3 protein-coding genes are annotated in these 3221 nt (G+C 62.2%); 1 reads left to right on the forward strand and 2 read right to left on the reverse strand.

The window, feature by feature from the left end; genetic code table 11:
• The coding region (locus VGG64_18885; protein ID HEY1601674.1) for a hypothetical protein at positions 1 to 1044 on the forward strand (1044 nt) is incomplete at its 5' end.
• An 83-nt stretch (positions 1045 to 1127) separates the two neighbouring features.
• Here VGG64_18885 and VGG64_18890 read toward each other — a convergent pair.
• The gene (locus VGG64_18890; GenBank protein ID HEY1601675.1) at positions 1128 to 2099 is read right to left on the reverse strand and encodes a hypothetical protein; all 972 of its coding nucleotides are present in this window, start codon (positions 2097 to 2099) and stop codon (positions 1128 to 1130) included.
• Positions 2100 to 2399: 300 nt separating this feature from the next.
• A partial coding sequence (locus VGG64_18895; GenBank protein HEY1601676.1) for a transglutaminase family protein occupies positions 2400 to 3221 on the reverse strand: 822 nt, incomplete at its 5' end.

Below are 3221 nucleotides of genomic sequence, written 5' to 3' on the forward strand. Positions count from 1 at the left end.
GAGGAGGTGCGCACAAAGCTCCTCTCCGACGAGTGGGCCGACCGGCTGGACAAGCCTCTCGCATATTGGGCGCTTCCTACGGATCGCTCGTCCCCGATCGCACTGATGGGGAAGACGCTGCGCGAATTGGTGCAGGTCCCGTTCGCAGATCTCTATGCCACGCCCGGTATTGGCCAGAAGAAGATCAACTGCCTCATTGAGTTGTTGCAGCGTGCGGCCAGCCCCCATCCGCCCGGGTCGGTTGAATCGGCTACTGGCAGCGACGCCGAGGCGCCCGCCGAGGGGAGTCACGTCGATACTTCGATCGTGTCCGAGGCCCTCTGGGTGCAATGGCAACAGACGATCCGCGACCAAGGTCTGGGCAAGGAGACGCTGGGCCGCTTTGCTCCTTCGTTGCAATCGTTGCCGCGGGTGATTTGGAACACACCGCTCGACGCCTATACCGCGCTGAGCCTGGCACAAATTCGCTCGCTGAAGACTCATGGCGAGAAACGAGTGCGAGCAGTCTTGGAAGTCTTCGGATCGCTGCACTTGTTGCTTGCCGCAACCAATCCGCAACCGCACCTTTCGTTGCGCGTAACGCCTCGCTTTGTGGCGGCAATTGAAAACTGGGCCCATGCCGTCACGCATCGCACCGCAGCCGTCGATGCCGCGGAAATTCGTCGTTGCTTTGTCGATCCACTCATGGCGCAGGTGTACACCGACGCCGGAGAGCAGATCGCCAAGCTGGCCGAAGGGCGCCTGCGACTCGATGGGTCGGGTGCGACGGTGCGGCAAGTGGCGCGGCGGATGGGTCTGACGCGCGCTCGGGTTTACCAGCTGTTGGGTGACATTGGCGCGGCGATGAGCGTTCGCTGGCCCGATGGCTGTGCCGCTGTCCAGAACCTCAGCAACGCACTTCACGAGCAGGTGCAAGATCCGCACGAGCTGGAACTCTTCGATGCCGTCGTCGAGTTGTTTTTTCCAAACAGCCGGCACGAGGGCGTTTTTGTTGCCGAGGGTGAGCAGCCGCTAAAGCTGACGGCAAAAGCCCACGCCAATTGATCGCCTACGCCGCGACCTGAAGGTTGTGGTCAGTATGGTTGTGGTCAGCACGATCCACTTCCACGCGCGCTCGAGCGGGCAGATCAGGCGACTCTTTCGCGATGATGCGTCGCCAGCGGAGTGCGCCCTGGCGTGCCGGCACGAACGCCTCGCATCGGTTCGTCTACGCGCAGCTGGTTTCGCGCAGGTAGCACTGGTGCGGGCTGAGCCTCGACGCGATTTCCCAGCAGCAGATGTTCGAAACAACCTGCGATCCGGCCGATGATGCGGCCAGCCTGTAACGGGCGCGTGACTACCAACGTTAGCTCCGCCGCCAGCACGGCCGCATGACTCATCGCCGAACGGGCCAGGCCCAGTCCCTTGGCATGCCGCCAGAAGACGCGTTCCGCGAGCCAGGCGTCGGACAGCGGAGAAGCGCGCCGACTTTCTTCCGAAGCGACGACGCGCGAGAGCGGTTCGAGCACGGCGCGATAACCGGCACGGCTCAGGCGCAGAGCCACGTCGACGTCACAAAGGTCCCTACCTAACGCGGGATTGAACGCATCGCGTAGCAGCTTCAGGGCGGACATGCGATAAAAGGCGGCCCCCAGCGTGGGACCGAGTACCGGTGCTGAATCGCCCGGGATCGCGGACAACGGTTTGCCGCGGTCTCGTGCGACGCGTGCTCCGCTGCAACGATACTCCAGGCCAGCGGCCTCGACATGCGTTTTATCGCGATCGAGCAGCAGCGGCGCTACGGCAGCGATTGTCGGATCACTGAAATGCGCAAGCGCCGGGGTGGTCCAACCTTCGGTGACTTCCGCACCATTCCGCAGCACGTGCAGCACTGGCGCCTGGCAAACGCTAAGTCCGCGCATCAGGCGTTCGAGTTCCCCGCACTGCGCGGGCACGGCCACGAAGCGTACCTCATCTGCCAGGTCATAAGGGTCGTCATACCCCTGGTCGTGTACGACCACGACCTCGCAGTCCGCGGGGCGGTTCTGCAAGATGGAGATCAGGCTTAGTTCCAGCGGCGCGGTGTCGCGCGCTGCGATAAGAATCGAGAGTTTCAGCACGTGCGCGCTTCCTTGCCGCACTCGTCGCTAGCTTGTGACGCCGAAGCGACGCAGGCGCGATTATTCCGGTTCGGTTGAACTGAGAGAGACCGTATCTAGGCTAAACCGGCCGTGTCCCCAGCCGGTTTCCGGCGCGATACATCCCTAGGGATGATTCGCGGCGAGCTTTTGTCACGTTGGCCCCTGTGGGTCTAACTCGGCTGACCAGTCAGACAAAATTGATTGCGGGCGTTCGAATAGCTGCAAATCCCATGACTCGTACAAGCAGCCTAAGATCCCTATTTTTCGATGCTAGCTGATCTATAGCGGGTCGATGCGGCGGGATTGCCGCTTGTCGTTCTCGTCGAGCGGCTCGACATCGGCCGAAACGGTCATCACTTGCTGCCCTCCGCCGACATAGACCCCATTGATGGGGCACACGTCCGAGTAGTCCCGGCCCCAGGCAATCGTGATGTGATTCGTATCGACGAGAGCATCATTTGTCGGATCGAGGTCGACCCATCCTAGCGGCCCGCAGAAAACGGCAATCCAAGCGTGCGAGGCATCGGCACCAACCAATCGCGGCTGACCGGGGGGCGGAATCGTTCTCAGATATCCGCTCACGTAGCGCGCCGCCAGTCCCAGCGATCGAAGGCAGCCGATTTGTACATGCGCCAAATCCTGACAAACGCCGCGCCGCTTGGCAAAGACTTCGCCCAGCGGCGTATGCACCGTCGTCGCCTGCTGATCGTAGGAAAAATCCGTGTGGATGCGCGCGGTCAACTCGAGGGCCGCGTCCAGGATGGGCCGACCGGCGTCGAACGACGTGCGGGCATAATCCGCCAATTCTGCGCTGCGGGGAATGTGGGGCGAATCGTAGCAGAATTGAAAGTTGTTGACCGCGTGTACGCCGCGGTCCACAGGTAGACTGTCGCGTATCGTCTCCCAGGGCACCGACGCCGCGGGTTGTAAGGCGCCCAAGGGGCGTACCTCGATCCGGCTCATCGAGATAATGCTCAGCTTGCGGTGCCCTTCGCTGATCGAAAAACAGGTGACCGGATTGCCGAAGTAGTCCGTGCGACGATTGGTCGAGGTGGGCGTAGGCCGCACCAGCAAGCGGTGTTGGTGACAACTCTGGCGTGG

It is taken from the genome of Pirellulales bacterium (genome assembly GCA_036490175.1).
Classification (GTDB): domain Bacteria; phylum Planctomycetota; class Planctomycetia; order Pirellulales; family JACPPG01; genus JACPPG01.